The 19,710-nt window shown below is 45.7% G+C and carries 13 protein-coding genes and 1 pseudogene; 10 read left to right on the forward strand and 4 right to left on the reverse strand.

What is annotated here, in order from left to right:
• Positions 1-171 precede the first annotated feature (171 nt).
• The 3 genes from QUB77_RS19350 to QUB77_RS19360 all read left to right on the forward strand — a co-directional run bounded on the left by QUB77_RS19350 (position 172) and on the right by QUB77_RS19360 (position 3,361).
• Complete coding sequence (locus QUB77_RS19350; protein ID WP_333175947.1) at positions 172-2,694, forward strand: EAL domain-containing protein; 2,523 nt, start codon at positions 172-174, stop codon at positions 2,692-2,694.
• Positions 2,695-2,849: 155 nt separating this feature from the next.
• Positions 2,850-3,044: a hypothetical protein gene (locus tag QUB77_RS19355; RefSeq protein WP_333175945.1), complete on the forward strand. Its 195-nt coding sequence runs from the start codon at positions 2,850-2,852 to the stop codon at positions 3,042-3,044.
• Positions 3,029-3,361, forward strand: a complete 333-nt coding sequence (locus QUB77_RS19360; protein ID WP_333175943.1) for a type II toxin-antitoxin system PemK/MazF family toxin — start codon at positions 3,029-3,031, stop codon at positions 3,359-3,361. Before QUB77_RS19355 ends, QUB77_RS19360 begins: the two co-directional genes overlap by 16 nt.
• Positions 3,362-3,499: 138 nt before the next feature.
• Here QUB77_RS19360 and QUB77_RS19365 read toward each other — a convergent pair whose 3' ends face one another.
• Positions 3,500-3,943 carry an aspartyl protease family protein gene (locus QUB77_RS19365; protein WP_333175941.1) on the reverse strand — a complete coding sequence of 148 codons (444 nt, stop codon included), beginning with the start codon at positions 3,941-3,943 and terminating at the stop codon, positions 3,500-3,502.
• A 257-nt stretch (positions 3,944-4,200) separates the two neighbouring features.
• Here QUB77_RS19365 and QUB77_RS19370 point away from each other — a divergent pair, with 257 nt between their 5' ends.
• The 4 genes and pseudogenes from QUB77_RS19370 to QUB77_RS19385 all read left to right on the forward strand — a co-directional run bounded on the left by QUB77_RS19370 (position 4,201) and on the right by QUB77_RS19385 (position 5,911).
• On the forward strand, positions 4,201-4,392 hold the full coding sequence (locus QUB77_RS19370; protein ID WP_333175939.1) for a hypothetical protein: 192 nt from the start codon (positions 4,201-4,203) through the stop codon (positions 4,390-4,392).
• A gap of 101 nt (positions 4,393-4,493) precedes the next feature.
• A pseudogene (locus tag QUB77_RS19375) lies at positions 4,494-4,847 on the forward strand (type II toxin-antitoxin system PemK/MazF family toxin).
• A 407-nt stretch (positions 4,848-5,254) separates the two neighbouring features.
• Complete coding sequence (locus QUB77_RS19380) at positions 5,255-5,602, forward strand: DUF433 domain-containing protein (protein ID WP_333175937.1); 348 nt, start codon at positions 5,255-5,257, stop codon at positions 5,600-5,602.
• Positions 5,603-5,734: 132 nt separating this feature from the next.
• Positions 5,735-5,911 carry a hypothetical protein gene (locus QUB77_RS19385; RefSeq protein ID WP_333323315.1) on the forward strand — a complete coding sequence of 59 codons (177 nt, stop codon included), beginning with the start codon at positions 5,735-5,737 and terminating at the stop codon, positions 5,909-5,911.
• Between the two features lie 144 nt (positions 5,912-6,055).
• On the opposite strand, the gene QUB77_RS19390 is transcribed toward QUB77_RS19385, so the two are convergent.
• Positions 6,056-6,199, reverse strand: a complete 144-nt coding sequence (locus QUB77_RS19390; RefSeq protein WP_333175935.1) for a hypothetical protein — start codon at positions 6,197-6,199, stop codon at positions 6,056-6,058.
• A gap of 88 nt (positions 6,200-6,287) precedes the next feature.
• Positions 6,288-15,359 carry a PA14 domain-containing protein gene (locus tag QUB77_RS19395; RefSeq protein ID WP_333323314.1) on the reverse strand — a complete coding sequence of 3,024 codons (9,072 nt, stop codon included), beginning with the start codon at positions 15,357-15,359 and terminating at the stop codon, positions 6,288-6,290.
• Between the two features lie 404 nt (positions 15,360-15,763).
• Here QUB77_RS19395 and bchI point away from each other — a divergent pair, with 404 nt between their 5' ends.
• A complete protein-coding gene (gene bchI, locus QUB77_RS19400; protein WP_333175926.1) occupies positions 15,764-16,879 on the forward strand; it encodes a magnesium chelatase ATPase subunit I in 1,116 nt (371 codons plus the stop codon).
• A 90-nt stretch (positions 16,880-16,969) separates the two neighbouring features.
• The gene (gene ruvC, locus QUB77_RS19405) at positions 16,970-17,503 is read left to right on the forward strand and encodes a crossover junction endodeoxyribonuclease RuvC (RefSeq protein ID WP_333175924.1); all 534 of its coding nucleotides are present in this window, start codon (positions 16,970-16,972) and stop codon (positions 17,501-17,503) included.
• A 7-nt stretch (positions 17,504-17,510) separates the two neighbouring features.
• On the opposite strand, the gene QUB77_RS19410 is transcribed toward ruvC, so the two are convergent.
• The gene (locus QUB77_RS19410; protein WP_333175922.1) at positions 17,511-18,080 is read right to left on the reverse strand and encodes a Uma2 family endonuclease; all 570 of its coding nucleotides are present in this window, start codon (positions 18,078-18,080) and stop codon (positions 17,511-17,513) included.
• 1,193 nt (positions 18,081-19,273) lie between these two features.
• Here QUB77_RS19410 and QUB77_RS19415 point away from each other — a divergent pair.
• Entirely contained in the window at positions 19,274-19,648 is a 375-nt protein-coding gene (locus QUB77_RS19415; protein ID WP_190734978.1) for a hypothetical protein, read from the forward strand.
• Positions 19,649-19,710: the final 62 nt, after the last annotated feature.

Genomic DNA, 19,710 nt, shown 5'->3' on the forward strand with positions numbered 1-19,710 from the left:
GCCAAATCGAGTAATTAGCTTAAAGAAACTCGGTGGCGGCACAAGTTCTGAAAAAATTACATTCAATCTCATATTAAGCTCAATTCTGTAAGAACAGACTTGTGCAAAGCTAATTTGCACCGACATATTTTTTCTGTGACTGCCAAATTCTCTCGAAATCTTCGATATGTCATGTCTGTCGCAACTGGTCTCAACCTGAGTTCTCAAAACCGACGGGTCAGGATTTTGCCTGCAATGCTTGCGGGCGTGACTGTAACGCTGCTGAATATGGGAGTTAGGCATTTGGGAGGCCTGCAGAGCTTGGAATTGGCGAGTTTTGACTCGTTAGTGCGGTTGCAGCCTGATTCGGGTTCCGATCCGCGACTGCTGGTAGTGGGAATTTCTGAGGCCGATATTCAAGCTTTGGGGAGATTTCCGATTTCCGACGGTGCGATCGCTCAAACCTTGGCAAAACTGCAAAAGTATCAGCCAAAAGTCATCGGTTTAGATTTGTACCGGGATTTGCCTCAAGCGCCGGGACACGAAGAATTGCTGGCCGGGCTGAAAGCACCGAATGTTGTGGCGATCAACCAATTGAGCGATTCAGAAAGTCCGGGAGTGCCTGCGCCTCCGGGGATACCGCCCGATCGGGTTGGTTTTAACGACTTCGTGCTCGATCCTGATGGCGTTGTACGCCGCAATTTGCTCTCAGTCTCGCAACCAGACAAAAAGATTGCTTTATCGTTTTCTGTGCAAGTGGCTTTGCTGTATCTCAAAGACAGAGTACAGCAGAAAAATAGCCCTGTTCATCCCCACCAAATCAACTGGGGAAAGGCAGAATTTGTGCCTTTAACTTCTGACAGCGGCGGCTATGCCAATCTTGACGCCAAAGGCTACCAAATTCTGCTCAAATACCGTTCTGGTAAGGAGGTGGCGCGACAAGTCAGTATCAGGCAGGTATTGAAGGGGGAAATTGACCCAAGCTGGGTTAAGGACAAGATTGTGTTGATTGGGACGACGGCACCGAGTACCAGAGATTTGTTTTTGACGCCTTACAGCCCGGTTAAAAAGCAAAGTCCGAAAATGCCGGGGGTGTTGCTGCACGCGCAAATGCTTAGCCAAATATTGAGTGCGGTTTTGGATGGACGATCGCTGTTTTGGGTATGGCCGGAATGGGCGGAAATTTTGTGGAACGGTTCTTGGGCGGTGATTGGCGGGGTTTTGGCTTGGCGGATTCAGCATCCTGTGAGGGCGGGATTGGCTGGGGGTGCTGCTTTGATGGGACTGTTGGGGATTAGTTATGCGATTTTTACTGGGGGTGGGTGGGTACCGTTAGTGTCGCCGACTTTGGGTTTGGTGGTGACTGGTGTGGGTGTCAGTGCTTACAGGAAGCTTTACGATGCTTTTCACGATTCTCTAACGGGTTTGCCGAACCGGGATTTGTTCGTGGATTGCCTGGGGCGGGCGATCGCCAATACTAGGGGCCGCCGCAGCTATCTGTTTGCGGTGCTGTTTCTGGATTTAGACAGGTTTAAGGTGATTAATGATTCTTTGGGTCATTTGGTGGGGGATGAACTGCTGATGGCGGTGGTGCTGCGGTTGAGGGCGATTATTGGCCCTGGGGATACTGTGGCGCGGGTGGGGGGCGACGATTTTGCGATTTTGGTGAGGAATATTGATGTTGACAGTGCTGTGGATTTGGCCGATCGAATTCACCAAGCTTTAATTGTGCCTTTTGAGTTGAACGGACAGGAGGTGTTTGTGACGGCGAGTATCGGGATTGCGCTGGGGGGCGAACCCGCTGCTACTGTCAGGGAACAGCCGGAACACTTGCTGCGGGACGCGCACACGGCGATGTACCGGGCGAAGGCTTTGGGAACGGGAAGGTATCAGGTGTTTAATGCTTCGATGCACGCTTTGGCTGTGGAGAGGTTGCAGTTGGAGACGGATTTGCGGATGGCCCTCAAGCGTCAAGAGTTTTTGCTGCACTACCAACCGTTTGTATCTTTGGCAAGCGGGAGGATTATTGGCTTTGAGGCTTTGGTACGTTGGCAACACCCGCTGCAGGGTTTGATTTCGCCGATGAAGTTTATTCCGGTGGCTGAGGAAACGGGGGCAATTGTGCCGCTGGGTGAGTGGGTGTTGGAGGAGGCTTGCCGGCAGTTGGAGGTTTGGGAGGGAATGTTTGATTTGGATCAACCTTTGATTATGAGTGTAAATTTATCTGGGAAGCAGTTTGCTCAGCCGGATTTGGTCGATCGCCTGAAGGTGATTTTGGAAACAACGGGTTTGAGTGCCGAGAGTTTGAAGTTGGAGATTACTGAGAGTGTGGTGATGGATGATGTGGAGTCGGCGATCGCGGTTTTGAAGCAGATGAAAGCGTTAAATGTCAAGTTGGGAATTGATGATTTTGGCACTGGTTATTCGTCGTTGAGTTATTTGAGTCGGTTTCCTACGGATACTTTGAAGGTTGATAAGTCGTTTGTGGGGCGGATGGAGATCGAAAGCGAGGGGGAGAATGTGGCGATCGTGCGGACGATTGTGGCGCTGGCTCACGCTTTGGGGATGGATGTGATTGCTGAGGGTGTGGAGACGGCGGCACAATTAGCTAGGTTAAGGGCGATCGGCTGCGAATACGGTCAGGGTTATTTTTTTGCTAAGCCGTTACCGAGTGAGGCTGCGACTGCTTTGATGGCTTCTGAGCCGCAGTGGTAGTGATGAGTTATTAGTTATTAGTATCAGTAGGGTGTGTCAGCTCGGTTTTTTTGGGGATAATTGATAATTTAATAGCTGACGCACCATCGATCGCTCTTAATATCAGGTATCATTAAAAAGCCGAGTCAAGAAACTTACTCTAATAGTTAAATCTCATGAGTGTTAAAGAATTGTTCCTCAAAGAAGTGGAAAACCTCCCCGAAGTTGCCTTAGAAGAAGTTTGGGATTTTCTACAATTTGTCAAATCCAAATATCGGCAAGATAAGTTAGAAGCAAGCCGACTCAGTGAATCTTCTCTGCAAAAAGATTGGTTGAGACCAGAGGAGGATGAGGCATGGCAGAATTTGTAAATGGTGATGTAGTAATTGTTCCGTTCCCATTTTCAGATTTAACACAAACCAAACGACGACCCGCCATAGTTATCGCCACTTTGGAAGGAGACGATTTAATTCTTTGCCAGATTACTAGCCAGACGATTAGCGATCGCTATGCTATTACTATTCAAAATAGCGATTTTAGTGAAGGAGGACTCAACCAAACTAGCAACATTCGACCGAATCGCTTGTTTACGGCCGACAGAGGAATCATAATTTATAAAGCTGGCCAGCTTAAACCGGACAAGTTGAACGAGGCAATCGCTAGAATATTTGAGATTATTCAGCAGTAATTATTTATTGTCAAGCATTACCTCTGCTCAAAAGGTGGTTGGGCTGCATTAAGAGAGTGCGATGTTTGAGTAATTTTATCTGAACTCGACGACCCTCTGATTTTCCTCAACTTCATAAATTTTAGAAAAAAATATCAGCTACATAATCGTCAAATAAGTATCGACAGATTCCGAGGGTAAAACCTTTAAAGTTTGGTGGCGCAAATCTGGTTCTAAACCGAGGGCTTCGAGAGGAATTACGCCAATTAAAGCATCTCGCCCTCCGGGTAATTCCAGACACTCAAAAGTGCCTTCTCTACCGCAAAGTGAAATCTTAGCATCTTGAAAGATGCGTGCTTTGCTGAGTCCCGTTGCGGTGGCCACATCCACTTCTTTAAGCAGTTCGAGGCCGAGTTGGGCGATCGCACCTGGAGGCAAGCATAATGTAGTAGCACCGGTATCTACCACCACGTTATCTAGGGTAATCGAGCGTATTTCCTCAGTTGGAATGAATCCCCGTGCAGCAGCGGACTGGTCGGCACGATTGGCAACTGTTAGCGTAACTAAAACTTTGCCCATCGATTTGTCGGAAGTTGCGTACATTGATTCATCCTCCCAGTTACTGTATCTTAATTATGGCAAATTTTCTAGGCTTCAAGGGAGCTCGTCCTGCGATTGAGAAGAGTTTGGGGCGATTGAAAACAGCAGGCTAAGCTGGTGTGAATCTAATTTTAACAATCCTGTTTTTTAAACTCTTGTGGGGTGGGCAGGAGAGCCCGCCCTCAAAGTAAAAATCAACTGCCGCAACAGCTTAATAGTTGTATAATAGACCAACCAGCCTTAACAGAAAGTAAAAACCTATGTCACAGGCAATCCTCAACCAAATCTTCACTCAGCTTGAAATGCTAGATTGTTTAGAATTACAAGAACTCGCTCGCGCTATCCAAAAATATCTTGCTGACAAACAGCTAATCAGTCAACAGGGTAAATTCCCAAAAAATCCTAATCAGCAACAATTATTTAGACAGTGGGATGCCATTTCTGATGAATAAGCGGCGGCATTGAAAGCTGAGTTTACCGCTGAAGATTTAGCTTTTGCGGAAACCGCTTTAACAGATTATCTTCCTCAACTTCAGAAACAGGATAAAATTTGATGTTGGGAGAAGTTTATTTGGCAGATCTTAATCCAACTAGAGGTTCGGAACAAGCGGGGATTAGACCAGTCATTACCTTACAGCGAGATACGTTAGACCGCTTTACTACAACAGTAGTGGTAGTTCCCGTAACCAGTAATCTGCGGCGTGCCAAGATACCGGGGACAATTATTTGATCGGCGGGTGAAGGCGGTTTAACACAAGATTCTGTGGTGCTTTGTTATCAACAAGTGGTAGCCCTGGATAGGCAGCGATTAATCCAAAAGTTGGGCAATGTTTCAGCAGATTATTTATCAAAATTAAAGGTGGCATTGCAGTATACATTACAAATGGATGAGCCTGGAGAAGAATAAATTGAGTTGCTAGCGATCGACCTTTCCATATCAAAAAGATCGATACGGCTGATGCCACGCTTCGCGATCGACCTCTCCATTCCCAAAAAGAGCGATCGCACTGTAGAATCGTTAGTCAAGCTTGGGGTTGCAATCGGCAAAGGAGAGAGCCTCTTCATCGAGATAACCGGCGATCGCCATTTCAATTACTGCCAAAACTGGATAATTCATTGTTTTAGTCGGCATGGACAGTGCTTTACGAATTGTTTCGGGTAATCCTTATAGAAAAATTTGTGCTAATTCCGGTGACAGATGTCCGGTGATCGCAGGCTGAGTTTGCATAGAATTAGTCCCTCGCTGGATTTTTCACGTACTGCCTATGTGAATGTTACAATAGGAGGTGATTCCGCATTGTGCGAGAAAAAATTATGACTCAGATGCCTATGCCATCGGTAATCCAAGAACATATTGAAATTACTCCGGGTATTTGTGGCGGTAAACCGCGTATAGCCGGACATCGGATTAGGGTTCAAGATGTTGTAATTTGGCACGAAAAGATGGGAATGTCTCCTGATGAAATTCTGTCGCGGTATCCCACAATTACTTTAGCAGATGTATACGCAGCCTTGACTTATTACCACGACCATCTTGAGGAAATTCGACAACAAATTCGAGATAGCGATGCTTTTGTGCGGGAACTGCAAGGAAAAATCACTTCCAAGGTGCAGCAGAAATTGAGAGGGCAGAATCTTGGAAAAGATCCGATTTCATTGTGATGAACAAGTCGAACGGGCGATCGCAGAAGCTTTGAGAAGGCGCGGTATTGATGTTACGACTACACCGGAAGCACGACTTTAGGTGCTGCTGAAGAAGAACAATTAGCTTTTGCAATTTCTCAAGAACGAGTAATCTTTACCCAGGATGACGATTTTTTAGCACTTCATCAGCGCGGTTTAAAGCATTCCGGTATTGTTTACTGTCACCAAAATAGTCGTTCACTTGGTGAAATTGTGCGCGGCGGTTTGATTTTGATTTGGGAGCTACTTGAACCGTCAGATATGCAGAACCATGTAGAGTTTATTTGAAAAGGTCGATAGCCAGTTTTTGAGAAAAATTAATAAAGGTCGATCGCCCGATCGCACTCACGACAGCCCACCGCACTCAAAAACCAACCGTCACTTATATATCAGGGGCGACGCGCTAGTTTTATGCGAAATTTAGCCTGAACTTCAGAAAACTTTACAAATCGGAGATTGTTTGGGTTTTGCCAGAAGTGTTTGGACACAGAAGGATGAGGGAGTGCGATCGCACTTTTTGACTAATTCCAAAAGAGCGATCGCTTGGGGGTTCAGAAACCGGGTTTTTGCATTCATATATCGGTGTATAGGCAAAGGTTATCTGAAAAACCCGGTTTCTTTTGTTTGGGCAAAGGGCGATCGTATTACGTGGGATCTACTCTTTTTATAGATTCCTTAATTTCCAGTAGGCTTCAACAGGGCTTATTGACTTAGCCTGGTTGTACGTATGACCTTGGTGAACTTCCAAATGTAGATGTGGAAACATCCAATAATTACCCAAGTACGCACCATCGAAAACTGTACCAATCGTAGTACCAGCTTCTATCCGCTGACCAATCCCCACTGAATATTTTTCTAGATGTCCATAAATCCAAAGATTGCCATCATCACCTCTGACACCTATAAAGTAATTACCAGCAATATTTTGCACTCGAGTAGTTGTACCTCCAACTACAGTTTTCACTGAGTTACCAGCGAGACCAGCCATATCAATGCCATAGTGTAGACCACTATAATTAGTGGTATCAAAGTATCCTGCTGTCATTGCTTTATAAGAGCCAAAGATACCATTAGAAAGATCCGAGTAAACTTGTTTGACTGATGGTAAGCTTTCTCCATTTCCAGTTTGACCATCAAAAAATAAGTTATCCTTACTTTGATAGTTCCAGTTAGCCTTTGTCAAAGAAGCGAGATCGGGATAATATTTTCCACCTCCACCTACACCTGGATCGGGTTGTGACTGCACAGGCGGAGTAGGACGGTGGACTGTTGCTGTTTGACCATTGAAAGTAATGTAACCCCCTTCAAAGTTTTGACGAGTAACTCCTCCTTCCTGAAAAGGATCGCTAGTGGGATAACCTAACCAACCGGGGGCACCGTTGTCTGTGTTACGATAAGCTTCCCAAATTTTGCCAGAAACATAATAGAAGACCGTCGTATTGTGACGGCGCATCAGAATGCCCCAACCATTCGCCCCGCCATCAAAGTCTTGGACATAACCATTGCCCCACAAATGAACGTTATTAGTCGGTACACCAACTCGGTCATAGCCACCATGTTTATTAAAAACATCAGGCAATTCTATGCTCTGGTTATTGTTAGCTTCAAGACCGACAACAAAATCAGAAGCTTTCTCCATGCGAAGTTGAGCCGTTGCACCGCCACCATACTCCCGATATTTTAATTCCACTGGATATTGACCGGGCTGAGTAAAAGTTCCATAGCCAGTTGTCTGTGTTGCAACTTCTATCATCTTGTCAATGGGAACCTGACCATTTACTTCTACCTTAAAACCGTCATCGTGGTTGCCAACAAAGCGATAGGTTCCTCTGTCAAACGGTCGATTCGTCGTCCAGCGCACGGAGAAATTATCAGCTTGCACCCCAGGCCCAGGGCTACCAACCATCCATTGTTTATCCAAATTACTAGCTGAAGCACTATCACCGCGAACCATAGCAGGACTTCCTGCCCAATCCAAATTATTGAAATATTCACCCCGCCAACTATCAGCAGGAATAGTCAAATTGTTGTTGAAATATTCGTAGTAAGTAGGATTCGTCATTCCCGGTGCCCAGAACAGCTTCCCATTCGGCAAATCCAGCTCATAAGCGCCATTGCCCAAATCCTTTTGAGAAGACAAAGGATAACCCAAAGCATTAGAACCACCAGCTTTTTGATAAGCTTCCCACAACTTACCGAACACATAGGTAACAGTGGAACTTCCTGCTTTTTTCAACAAAGCTCCCCGCCCCAAAGTACCTCGGAATTCCTGAATCTTATTGCTCAAAGGATTCGGTGGCAATTGAGTAATCGGAACTCCGATCGCGCTCGCACCTAACTGAGTTGCCCAACTATTGTAGGTAGACTGCAAAGCAGGATCGATCGAGTAATTAGGGATATTAGGAGAGTAATCCCAATCTAAATTCAGATAAGCTGCCCCACCAATTTCCGAATGTTCTACTTGCAGCGTGTGGATTCCTGCTGGGAGAGTAACTTCTACTTCGTGAGGAACAAAAGGGGGATTGTCCCATCGGTCAATCACCTTTTCACCATTAATATATAGCCGTGCCGCGTCATCACCTTGCAACTTAAACTTATAAGTGCCAGCAGGCAATTGTCGGTGAGTTGTCAGCCGCGATGAGAAATTATCCTGGTTAATTCGGCTGTCAGGGCTGCCCCCACCCCAGTTTAAATTAAATCCTGCGGTAGTAGAACCGTCGGTGCGAGTTACAACAGGAGTCCCGCTCAAATCTCGATTATTGAAATACTCAGCAACCCAAGGTTCCTGTTGAACTAAACCGATAACACCTGGAACGGGTACTGGCGAAAATTGTAACTTCTGCCAACTCAGTTTATTCACTGCACCACCACCATTTTCAAAATGCTCAACTCGAATTCTGTGATAGCCTTTATCGAGTGAAACTAGCACCTCATTGCTAACTAATGGTTGATCGCCCCACTTATCAATTACCAGCTTATCATCCACCCAGACCCGGACACCATCATCGGCTTGGCTGGTAAACTTGTAAATTCCCGGCGAATCGAAATAGCGAGTTGTTGCCCAACGATCTGAAAAATCATCATCTCCAATGGCAATGCCCCCTTCATGGCTATGTCCCCAATCCTTATCTAAGAAACCCGTTCCGCCACCGCGATTTCCAGCGAAGTTGTTATCATTTAGATCCTTCCCTCGGTAGAACTCGCCAGCCCATTCTTTAGGAGGATTTGCTTGTTCCCACTTCAGCGTATTCGCGGCCGCACCACCATTCTCAAAATACTCCACCATGACCTGATGGTATCCAGGCTCAATAGCTGCGAAAGCTGTTTTCTTTTCAAACGGCGAGTCTTTCCATTTGTCAATAGTCAGTTTGCCGTCAACATAAACCCGCACTCCGTCATCAGCTTGATTGATAAAGTTATAGATGCCACCGTCAAAATAGCTAGTAGTAATCCAACGCGCCCCGAAATTATCTTCTTTAATTCCTCTGGTATTGGGCGGCCCTCCTTCACCAGCAGCAAACCGCAATTCACCTTTCTGTTCGTATTGCGACCACTGCGGAGAGCCAATTAAATCCTTATTGCTCCAATATTGACCGTGCCAGTCAGAAGTGCTGCCATGAACGCTATCTGGAAAATTTTCTATTGCTTTAGTATCGTAAGCAATGGTTGGCATTCCATTTTTGTAAAGAATGTAACCTCCCTCAAAATTCTGAATAATCCAACCGTCACCCAGACCTATTTCACCGCTGGTAGGGAATCCCAGAAAGCTGTTTTCCCCTCCTAGCTCGAAATACTTCCCAGCCATGCCGCCAAAGATAGGGAAAGTTCCGTTTTTAGACTTGAGAATCGCACCGCCTTGGAAATTTTGTCGTTCGCCAGACTTAGTGATATAGCGGTCAGAAGTCGGATATTTTAAGATACCGTCAGCACCGCCACTTGCTAAGAGAGTTGTCCAAAAATCGTTGCCAACCCAATAAGAATTATCGTTGGCGTTTGACTTCATAATCGCGCCTTTGCCGTCAGCTCCTCCCTCAAAATCTTGAGTGTAGCCTGCTGCCCAAGGATGGACTTTATTAATCGGATAGCCGAGTTTTGAAATAGCGCCATTGCGCTGATAGGTGTTGAGATAAGTGTCGTGAACTCCTGCGCCGTCGTAACCGACAGGGCGCAATTCACCTGTCCAATTTTTTAGAAGATTTGATGGTTCCCACCGCAGGTTATTAACTGCATTTCCAGCATTTTCAAAATATTCGACAACTACCTTATGTTGACCATTCGGTACGGCGAGAAAAGCATCATTGCGGACAGCAGGTTGATCTTTCCACTTGTCAACAACTTTGACACCATCAATGTAAACTCTGACACCATCATCTGCCTGACTGATGAAGTTATAAAAACCGCCTTCAAAATGGCTCGTGGTTTCCCAGCGGGCTGAAAAGCCATCCGCAGGAATTCCAACAGTCCCGGATGGAACTCCCCCAGCAGAAAATCGCAATTCTCCTGGTGGTTCGGCGCGAGTAAAAGTTGGATTACCTGAGAGATTTTTGTTATTCCAAAATTGCACTTGCCAGCCCCCAGTGCTGCCGTAAGGGGACAAGGGAACTGGAAGGGGATTCGGAATTGGTATCACTGGCTGGGGGTTCGCTCCCAAAGCGTACCAATTTTGCTGTCCATTTGGCTGCACCATCAAATATCCGTTCTGGTAGTAGTGAGTGGTTACTTGATTGCTGACTACTGTCTTTATAAACGAGCCTGCATTAGCTGGCACTTTTCCTTGTCCGGGTAAAAGGGCAGGGGGGAGAGGTTGTGGCGGCGCTTGAACAGGTGGTAGCGGGGTAGATCCGGGTGCATTCCCGATAACAACTGCACTTGCCATCCAGTTATTTGTACCTGCGATCCGATACCACCGCTCATCGGGTGTTCCTACTTGCTCGTCAGGAATGCGCTCCCCATAAGTCCAGCCGTCAAATTGGATAGTTGCTTGATAAGGAGAGACACTCACGATCGCAAAATTAGTTCCGGGGCCCGATCGTACATTCGCGCCAATAGTTGCCATCACCGAACCAGAAAAGTTTGTTGGTTCGACAGTTGGCCAGAAGGGATTAGCAGCGGCTCGTTCGCTAGGTGTTACCTTCCCTTCACCACTCCATGTTTCAGGAACTAACATTGCTGATACGTCATACTCTTGCGGTATCGTAGCTAGAGCCAAAGCGACAGCAGCTTCTAAATTCAGCAATCCACCACCCGTTTCATTATCCCAATTGGGCTCTTTCAAATCAGTGGCAGTATCCTTGATAATTTGAATTACTTGGCGATAGCTCAAACTTGGATTTGCCGCCCAAACTTGCGAAACAGCACCGGTGACTTTCGCTGTCGCTACCGATGTTCCGGCCATTGTCCCGACACCATCACCCACTGTGGATAACTCTGGATGCTGAACAGTTCCTCCCGATGCCAAAATATCTAAACCTTGACCGTAGCTGGAATAATTTGTGCGATCGTAAGCTTTAGACAGTGCAATTTCATCATTAACCCGATCGCCTGAACCAACAGTAATGATATTGTCAAACTCTTGGGAAGCTTGACCCAAGGCAGACATTACACCACCGTCGTTGCCAGCCGCAACTACCATCAATACTCCATTTTGACGAGCATACTCGATCGCCGATCGTTCCTCCGGCGTCAATTCATAGCGAGTTGTTGTCGTACCATCGGGATTAACTTGAGTAAGATCCATACTCAAATTAATGACTGCATTCTTTTTCCCGGAAGTCTTGACAAAATCAACATATTCAACTAATGAATCTGCCCATTTTCCAGAACCGATCGCCCTTCCAGCCCAAATAGGTGCTTTTTCATTAATGCCGTCAATCCCAATCCCGTTGTTTTGAGTGGCGGCAATAATTCCTAAAACATGAGTGCCATGTTCGTTGCCTTTACCAGGTTCCAATCTGGGGTCAGCATCGCCCTCTACCCTGTCTTGTCCCCAAGTAATTCGCGAGTAGTCAATATCGGGATTGTTGCCTGCAAATCCCGTGTCAATGACTCCGATTATCGGCTGATCGGCAGCATGAAAATCGAATTGTGCTGTCTCAATCGACGGTAATGGCGGCTGGATGGGCGGTATGGTTAGTCGATCGACCGTTTCTTCCAGGCGATCGACTAAAGCCACAATATTATCCGAAACAGTAGTTGATTCAGTGAAAGTCATCAACTTTTGAGTCACGCTTTCCAAACGGGCAATCAAAGTCTCGTTGCTGCTATTCCCACCCGGATCGTCGGCACTTCCCAAATTAGTCAAACTTTGTTTCATGCTTTCCAATCGCGCTATCAAATTGGCAGAAATAGAATAATCTACTTCTGAACCCGTGGGAAAAACATCAATAGAGGGCTGGGGATTTTCAACAGTAGCGGAATCATCATCAGTTGATGAATCAACTATCGGCAAACTCGGCAAAGACTCTTTTGGAATCACCACATCACTAACAGCCGGAGTCTCGGCAATTATTTCCTTCATCTGCGAGTCTTGACTCTTGTTAGCAGTCGTCACTGCCAGACTTTCCAACTCAGTCTCTTGCAGCGGCAATGAAGGCTTAACTTCGGCAGTCTCTTGACTCCCAACAGGGACTGTTGGCTGACTTTCCTTCACCGTTGAATCAACAATACTTTCAGGCAAAGTAACTGTGGAAGTTTCAGCTTTCTCAGTCTCTTCCAACGGCAATGACGGCTGCTTATATTCAGCAGTTTCTTTACTCTCAACCGCCGTCTTTGGCTGACTTTCATTCACCAACTCTACAGGATGTGCGACTACAACAACTTGAGTAGCTTCAGTTTTTTCTACCTCAGTTACTAAAGCCGGCTTCGATTCCTCTTTCGCCTTACTTTCCGCTGGCAAAACTTCCGGTTTAGTCTCTACTCCTGTCGGAGTTTCCGCTGGCAAAACTTCCGGTTTTGTTTCTACCTTCTCCGTTGGTGTCGTCGCAGCAACTTCCGTTTCAGTAGTAAATTGGGCTGGCACAATTGGCGTTACTGGTGCTTCGGCAACTTCGTCTTTTACCTCAGTTGTCGCTGGGGAAACAGGCATTTTTTCAACTGGTAATTCCTCAGTCAAATCCGCCACAGTATCCTTGTCAGCAGTTGGTGTAGTTGTCGCACCTGTGGTCGGATTTGTATCTACCTTGTTGGTTATTTCAACCTGAGTCGAATCACCAGAATTATTCGCAGTATCTTTGACTTCTCCCTCAGTCGTCACCGCTGGAGGAGTAGGCTTTGTATCTACCTGATCCGTTGTTTCAACATGAGTCGAATCACCAGAATTATTTGCAGTATCTTTGACTTCTGCCTCAGTCGTCACCGCTGGAGTAGTAGGTTTTGTATCTACATTGTCGGTTGTTTCAACTTGAGTTGCATCAGTAGTATCTTTGTCGGTAGTAGTGGCAGGCGCTGGAGTCTTTGGAGTCTCTTGATCAGAAGTTGATGGATTCAGAATTTCCGTTTCTAAATCATCAAGTAAATCCGATAATTCAGCATCTACATTTGGTTTTGGTTCCGGGGTAATGTAAGGTTTCGCATAAGCAATAAGTGCCTGACCCAAATCTGTTTTCCGCCACTCTTGATCCGGGTTAATCACAGTATCGAGCAAAGCAGCTCTTCCAGTCGCACCCCGCACTTGGAAAATGATATCATTGTAATCCCTGTCACTCCCTCCATCTAACCGCATATCCTCCATGATAAAGGTATTACCTTCCCCCGTGACATCGGCAATTTGACCAAAGTGAAATCCCTCAACAGGATTCGCCATTGCCATAGAAAATAAAGGACGTTGATCGCCGCCAACAGTCGGATTATCGTAGACGAATTTGACACTACCGTTGGGTATCAACATCACCCCATATTTACCCCCAGCAGTTACTGCAAAACTCTTGACTCCTAAGTAGACTCCTTCGTTGGCATTACTCTCTCCTAACAAACCGGAAAACCGCGCACCTTCTGTAGCATCATTAATGACTACATGACCTTTCACAGAGTTACTTAAAGAACGCGCAGCTACTTCTTTAATGAATGCTTCCGAACCTGGTTCAAACTTTTCTAATCCGTCTAAACTGAAAATTGCTAACTCACCTTGGAACATTCCACCATCAAATGTGTAGTCTACACTGATGCGACCAGTTTCATCCGTAGTAAATACCCCGGATGTAAAGGGAGAAATTAACTTTTTGTCTGTAGTCGGTTCTGGTTCTTTTTTGGTTTCAGTTGTTGCTACGGTAGTAGTTGAATTCTCTTTCTTTGTTTCTTCCCCGTTGCTGGTGTCAGTATTTGTTTCGTCCCCTGGCTTGCTGGCATCTGGGGAAGTAGCAACTAAAGTTTCGCCTGTTTTTGGTTGTTGAGTGGCAATTGTTTCGCCTGTAACTGCATCTGTTTTGGCGGCGGCTGTGCTATTTGGATTGTTTGTGGCAGCAGTTTCGCTGGGTGTTTCGGCGGTTGAAATTGCCGAATCGGTTGGTGGTTTGTCTGGTGCGATTTCCCCCGCTGATGTAGTCTCTTCACTTGGCAGTTTTTCGCTAGCAGATTCAGTCGCTGCGACAGGTTTTTCCGGTTCAGATGTGAGAGTTATTTCGGAGGCGGTTGTGACTGGTTTGTCGGTAGTTGTTGAGGTTATTTCTGCTGCAGATTCAGTCGCTGTAACAGGTTTTTCTGGTTCAGATGTGAGAGGTATTTCGGAGTCTGCAGTGACTGGTTTGTCGGTAGTTGTTGAGGTTATTTCTGCGGTAGATTCAGTCGCTGTAACAGGTTTTTCTGGTTCAGATGTGAGAGGTATTTCGGAGTCTGCAGTGACTGGTTTGTCGGTAGTTGTTGAGGTTATTTCGGCGGCAGAGTCAGTCGCTGTAACAGGTTTTTCCGGTTCAGATGTGAGAGTTGTTTCGGAGTCTGTAGTGACTGAATCGTCGGTAGTTGTTGATGTTGTTTCGGCGGCAGAGTCAGTCGCTGCGACAGGTTTTTCTGGTTCAGATGTGAGAGGTATTTCGGAGTCTGTAGTGACTGGTTTGTCGGTAGTTGTTGAGGTTATTTCTGCGGCAGATTCAGTCGCTGCGACAGGTTTTTCCGGTTCAGATGTGAGAGTTGTTTCGGAGTCCGTAGTGACTGAATCGTCGGTAGTTGTTGATGTTTTTTCGGCGGCAGATTCAGTCGCTGTAACAGGTTTTTCTTGTTCAGATGTGAGAGGTATTTCGGAGTCTGTAGTGACTGGTTTGTCGGTAGTTGTTGATGTTGTTTCTGCGGTGACAGTCTTTTCATCAACAGGAGTTCCTGTAATTACATCTTTGTTTGCACTGGGTTTTTCCGAAGCTGCGGTGCTGTTTGAAGGAAGTGGAGAATCTGATTTTGCACCGGTGAGGGTGTCTGCGTCGGATGATTTTTGAGTGCTAGTTGGTGCTAAATTCAGCGTGTATTTGATGTCGCCAGTGATTGGCAAAACTTTGATTGAATAGTCTCCAGCTACTAAGCTGTCAACACTAATTGTTTCTGCATCGGTTCCCGCGTTAGTGGAACTGTAAAGTGTTGCGCCACTAGAGTTTAATAAAAATATGTCGGCATTGCCACTCAAACCGTCGATCGACAATTGGAAACTTCCCGGACTGTTGATGTTAAATTTGTAAAGGTCAAAAATATTTGTAGTGTCCACACTACTGGTGTAGCTTGTGCTGCCAGTCAATGCCCCGATGTTACGTTCACTCATGTTACCCCTGAAAAATAGTTGCTTGAAAATGCTCTTAATTATCTATCTGGGGGAAGTTGAGGTTTTTATGCGAAGCGCGGTGAATCGTTACATAAGTTTACATTAGGGTTGCCGATCGCCCAAAATTTGCAATCTACCCGCATTTAATTTACTGGTGATTTTGCTGAAAACTCTTGTGGGGTGGGCATCCTGCCAGCCCCACAAGTGCAATTTAAATACAGAAAAGCTTAGTTGCACTTCACTGCGGAAACAGCAAAGTGCGTGAATGTCAACAGTCACACGCCACCAGTCAAAAATTTCTCGCCCTCACGCACCCTACAACTGCGATCGCCCGCAATCGATCGCCCCAGACAATCCCTTATCCTCTACAATAAACAAGCAATTATTATATTTTGAGTTATCCTGTGAGTCCTACTGCCGAAGTCAGCAATACCCTAAATGCGGGCGCTCTACCAACCGTTACCGCTACCTCCGCCCGTCGCGCTGTTTTTCCCTTCACTGCAATTGTTGGCCAGGAGGAGATGAAACTGGCGCTGTTGTTGAATGTCATCGATCCCAAAATTGGCGGGGTGATGATTATGGGCGATCGAGGTACTGGCAAATCTACCACAATCCGCGCCCTCACTGACTTGCTGCCAGAAATTGAGGTGGTGGCTGACGATCCTTTTAACAGTCATCCCACTGATCCTGATTTGATGAGTGACGAGGTGCGCGATCGCACTTTATCTCAAACTGACATTAAAATCGCCCGCAAAAAAGTCCAAATGGTAGACTTGCCTCTGGGCGCGACCGAAGACCGAGTTTGCGGTACGATCGACATCGAGAAAGCTTTGTCGGAAGGTGTTAAAGCTTTTGAACCCGGTCTTTTAGCTAAAGCTAACCGTGGCATTCTGTACGTTGATGAAGTCAATTTGCTCGACGATCATTTAGTCGATGTTTTGCTCGACTCGGCCGCCAGCGGTTGGAATACTGTTGAAAGAGAAGGCATTTCGATCCGTCACCCGGCTAAGTTTATTCTAATCGGTTCCGGGAATCCAGAAGAAGGAGAATTGCGGCCGCAGTTGCTCGACAGATTCGGGATGCACGCAGAAATTCGGACTGTAAAAGACCCGAATTTAAGAGTGGAAATTGTCGAACAGCGATCGAGTTTTGACCAAAATCCAGCGGAGTTTCTCGCGAAATATCAGCACGAACAAGATGATATGCAGCAGAAGTTGGTGGAAGCTCAGGAAAGGTTAAAATCGGTAACTATCGATCGAGAGTTGCGGGTGAAAATCTCCCAAGTTTGCGCCGAATTGGACGTTGACGGGCTGCGGGGCGATTTAGTGACGAATCGGGCTGCGAAAGCTTTCACGGCTTTGGAATGCCGCACAGAGGTGACTGTGGACGATATTCGCCGGGTGATGACTCTGTGTTTGCGGCACCGGTTGCGGAAAGACCCGCTAGAATCAATAGATTCGGGGTATAAAGTGACTAAAGTGTTCGATCGGGTATTCGGCCTAGAAACAACTGAGGGGTAATTAATAATTGGTAATTGGTAATGGGTGCTGAGGAAACATTTCCCAAATTTTTAATGCCTCCTTCCCCAGTTCCAATTACTAATTCTGGCAATGGAAAAACGAATTTTAGGATTAGATCCCGGCTTAGCAAATCTCGGCTACGGGGCAATTTGCTGTCAAGTTGTCCCCGGCAAACAAGATGAAAACTTGGTTTCAATGATTGATTGCGGCGTCATACAAACAACGCCCAAACAGGAAATGGGACAGCGCTTGAAAACAATTTATGACGATTTGCACGAGGTAATTGAACAGATTAAACCTGATGTAGCAATTGCCGAAAAACTGTTCTTTTACAAGATGGGAAATACCATACTGGTAGCGCAAGCGCGGGGCGTTTTGACGCTAGTATTGGCGCAGTGTGGAGTGCCGTTATTCGAGTTTACGCCGGCTCAAATTAAGCAAGCTTTGACCGGGCGCGGTAATGCGGATAAATCTGAAGTGCAAGAGGCCGTGGCGCGGGAATTGGAGTTAGGTTATATTCCGAAACCCGACGATGCGGCGGATGCTTTGGCGGTGGCTTTGACTGGTTGGTACGATGATGATATTTGTCCGAAGAAAATACAGTTGGAAACAGGAAAAGTTTGATGCAATATCAAATCATGGGCAAATTAAGCACAAATCCGGGCAAGACATCTTCTCCCGATAAACTTACAGGAAATTGTACAATCTCTACTTCGCTAGAAGGGCGATAAATCTCCACTTGTTCATCTAGAGGATTAATCAGCCAACCCAAGCGTAAACCACTGTTTAGATACTCCTGCATTTTCTCCTGAATCGGCCGCAGCGGGTCTGGGGGCGATCGCAATTCAATAGCAAAATCAGGACAAATTGGCGGAAATTTCTCTTGTTCTTCTGCTGTTAAAGCCGACCATCTTTCTAACATAACCCAAGCGGCATCAGGCGATCGATAGCCATTATTAGGCAAGCGAAAAATTGTAGAGGAACTAAACACTCTCCCTAGCTGCGTTTTACGGTTCCACAAGCCCAAATCTGTAATTAAATAGGCTTCTCTATTGGCGTTAACTCCGCCTACGGGTGACATAATAATAATTTCTCCTTTAGGTGTCCGTTCAAATTGCCAATCTCGATTCATCTGGCATAAACGGTAAAACTGTTCGTCTGTTAGTTCGACAGTATCTAAGTTTAAAGTAACGATTGTCATTTTATCTCTTTTCTATTTTTTTATGTGCAGTCCGCGCAGGCGGACTTTGTATGTGTAAAAGCGATTTCAATCGCCGATTAATCTATTTTAGCGCCATTTTATTGAGGATGTGTGTTTTAAATCATATGTTGCACCATTCTCACTAATAGGTTTTCCGGCGTGTTTCACAAATAGTAGATTTTCGGGTGGGGAGTAGGGTTTGGGCAGGATAACCCGCCCAGAGAAGAGTTATTGATAATGGTGCAATATCTCAGTTTTAATGAATAGTTAACCCTTATACAATTCCTAATTTTTTAATTGCTGTTACCCGGCTTTTCGATGGAAAGTGGTAATTTGGTGTGATTTATAAGGCTTTGTCATAAGAGGCAATCTCTTGTTAGAACAATCCTAAATTCCCCAGCCCTCATTCACCCCTTCGAGAAGTTCCATCAACTTCGCCTCGTATTCCGCATCTGTCAAAGTTGGAGGAGCCCCTCTTTGTCCCCCTTGCTAAGGTGGGAATAAAGATTTGATTCTTCTTGTTTCCCACCTTACCAAGGGAAGGTAAGGTAGGGCTAAAATGCTGTAAAAAAGTGCGAAAAACCCGCTGAATTAATTGTTTGAGGAATCGCCAGATTTGATCCAAAATTGGTGAGATTTTGAGGCGGTTGGTTTTTGTTATTGTAGCAATAGTTGTGGGGATGGGTCGTCATTCAGATAGTGCATCAGGGGTTGAAAGGGCGATTCGGATTTGTCGTTAGTCCCATACTCCGCCAGGGGTTGAAACCCCTGTCTCATAGCGAAAGTCCTCTGAAAGAGGACTGAAGATGTGCACAATGTTAATTAAGGGTGACATTTTGAACATTGTTAATTACCATTGAAATCCTTCTCATCAGCCCTATGCAAGAGGACTTCAGCTATGAGACGGGGGTTTCAACCCTCGTCGGACTTCGCAACATCACAATCTAACATTTTGAACATGATTAATTACCATTGAAATCCTTCTCATCAGTCCTATGCAAGAGGACTTCAGCTATGAGACGGGGGTTTCAACCCTCGTCGGACTCCGCTATGAGACGGGGGTTTCAACCACGTTGAACTATTGCACCCGTGAGAAAATTCAAACAATCAATCCCAACCCAAAGAAAAAAATGCTATAATATCAACTTTAATTGCTAAACTTATCCCGCCAGCAGAGAACACAGGAAAATAATATGATGATTATTACCTCCCAACAAATTGCCCAATTTCGCTCGCAATTAGCCGAATATCCCGAAGCCCTAAAAGCCCTAGACGCAATTGAAGATTGCGAAGGTAACATCGAAGATGCAGCGATATCTCTAGCAATTCAAGCCGGACAAGAACCGAATATCTCGGAAAATTGGTTAGACGGATTGGCCAAAAGATGCCGCGTTGCTATCTGCAAATCAGAGGTTAAGGAAGAGTTGACAAACGGACAATTGAATGCAGCATTTAGAGATTTAGTTGCCGCAAAAATTTGCCCTGATATTTTGGTGACTTCGGTGATTATTTATGTATTTAAAACTGGGGTGAATGAGTTTTGCGAGCCTCTCGAATATAAACTGTAAAGCCATAGCTGCATTTAAAAATTAGTTGAAGCAAAGCTATCGCCAAGGGTAGGGAATCGCCC

Source organism: Microcoleus sp. AT9b-C3 (genome assembly GCF_036705485.1).
Taxonomy (GTDB): Bacteria; Cyanobacteriota; Cyanobacteriia; order Cyanobacteriales; family Microcoleaceae; genus Microcoleus.